General features: G+C 71.1%; 1 protein-coding gene. It reads left to right on the top strand.

Annotated elements, in window-relative coordinates:
* Positions 1 to 832 (top strand): hypothetical protein (locus E1261_RS45775; RefSeq protein ID WP_202875482.1); only part of this gene is annotated, 832 nt, incomplete at its 5' end.
* Positions 833 to 2,284 lie beyond the last annotated feature (1,452 nt).

Genomic DNA, 2,284 nt, shown 5'->3' with positions numbered 1-2,284 from the left:
GTGGGGTGGCGGGCAGCAGGCCGGCGGATGGGGTGCTGGGCCGGGGACCGGTGGTTCCGGTCGGGGCGGAGGCAAGCCGTCCAAGAAGTCTGGTGGGAGCGCGAAGAAGAAGTCGTCCGGCGGCGGTGGCGGGTCATTGGGTGCGAAGCTACCGCTGATCGTCGCCGGTGGAATCGCGCTGGTGATGCTGGTGGTCGCCGCGATCTTCCTGATCGTGAACCCCGGCGACAAGAAGGCGGATCCCACTCCCCCGCCACCGACCAATCAGCCCACGAACCAGCCCACCGGCGCGACCAAGCCCGGTGAGTCGAAGAACCCCAAGCTGCACGAAGGCGAGCGGATCGCGTCGACCGCGATCTCGTTCCCGCGCCGTACCGGGTTGTGGTCGGACCGCAAGCGGCTGGTGCCCCAACTGCTCGACTCGAGCGGGCAGTACGTCGTACTGCAGCAGAAGTTCGACGGGACCAACAACTGGTACGCGAACATCTTTGTCGGTGCCCTGGGCAACCAAGCGCGCTACGGCGGGGATCCGAAGGCGACCGCGCTGGCCCTGGCGAACGAGGTGCCGGCGTCGCTGTACGGCGGGATCGCGATCACCCGGAAGCCGGGGATGAACGGCCAGGTGAAGCGGTCGGACAAGTCAGGCTGGTACGTCCAGCAGACGGTGACCGCCAAGTCGGCCAAAGTGACCGCCCGGGTGCTTACCCTGACAGTGGCCGTCTTCGACCTCGGGGACGGGACGGCCGTCGCGTACATCAGCGACGTCCCCACCAACCGTCCGGATCTGAAGGCGGCCGAAAGCCAGGCCTACAAGGGAATCAACGTTGGCTGACAACGAGAACGACACTCCGCCCGCACCGCAGCGTTCTGGCCGGCACAGCGCACCACCACCGCCGGTCGATCCCGTACGCCGTCCACCACCGCCCCCTGGGCCGTTGGTGGACGAGTCCGGTACGGCGGACGCCGTGCTACCCGCAGCTGGTACGCCGCCGATGCCGCGTGGTCCGGTTGCGCCTCCACCGGTCATGGGTGGTCCGGGTACTCCGTCGCAGGTCCCAGGTGGTCCGGGTACTCCGTCACAGGTCCCAGGTGGCCCCGGTGCTGGCCAATGGGCGCCGGGTGGTCCGGGTACTCCCCCGGTTTCGTCAGGTGGGTCGGATGATGTGTTGATGGGGCAGTCGCCTGCTCCTGCACCGCCGCCACCTCCGCCGCCGCGTTCCCCGGGGCAGGGTCAGCAGGGGCCGGTTCCGCCGGTGGGACAGCAGCCGGGGTATCCGCCTCAGGCCGGACCACAGTCGGGACCGCAGTTCGGGCAGGGCGCTGGGCAAGGAGCGGCACCGGGCCCGGCGTACGGCCCTGGCCACCCGCAGCCTGGCAGTGCGCAGCCTGGCGGTGCACAGACTGGAGCAGGCCCGCATGCTGGAGGTCCGCAACCCGTAAATCCGCAGCTCGGAAGTCCCCAGGCTGCAGGCCCGCAGGTTCGTGGGCCGCAACCCGTGCATCCGCAGGCTGGAGGTCCGCAGCCGGGGGTTCCGCAGACTGGACGCCCGCAGGCTGGAGGTCCGCAGCTTGGCGTTCCGCCGGCTGGGGGTCCTGCTGTTGGGGGTCCTGCTGTTGGGGGTCCGCGGCAGGGTGCACAGCCGACAGCCGGTCCGTACGATGGGCCGCCCCCGCGTTCGGGTTCACCGAGTCAGCCTGCGCCGCCTGGTGTGCAGAGTCGGCCACCTGCGTACGGGCCTAGTGCGGCAGCGGCTGGGCCGACGGGTCCCCAGGGGCCGCCAGGGCCCCGGCCGTCAGTTGGACCTGGTGGTCCGCAGGGTGGGCAGCCAGGCATTCCACAGGGCGTTGGACCAGGTGGTCCGGAGCGTCAGCAACCAGGCTCTTGGCCGGTGATCGGGTCTGCTGGGCCGCAGGGTGAGCAGCCGGGCACTCGGCCCCAGGTCGGACCTGGTGGTCCGCAGGGCGGGCGGACGGGCATTCCGCCGAGTGCTGGGCCAGGTGGGCCCCAGAGCGGGCGGCCGGGCATTCCGCCGAGTGCTGGGCCGGTTGGACCCCAGAGCGGGCAGCTAGGCGTTCCGCCGAGTGCTGGGCCGGTTGGACCCCAGGGCCGGCAGCTGGGCGTTCCGCCTAGTACTGGGCCGAGCGCGGCCCCGGGTGGGCGACCGTCGTACGGGCAGCAGGCTGGGCTACCACCGTCTGCTCCGGGAGGCGACCAGGCCGGTGACATGAATGGGTCGGGTGGGCGCCGTACGGAGACCGCTGGTGGTTCGGGGCGGGTTGGGGT

The organism is Kribbella albertanoniae (assembly GCF_004348455.1).
Lineage (GTDB): Bacteria > Actinomycetota > Actinomycetes > Propionibacteriales > Kribbellaceae > Kribbella > Kribbella albertanoniae.
This window is presented reverse-complemented; position numbering and strand designations above follow the sequence as displayed.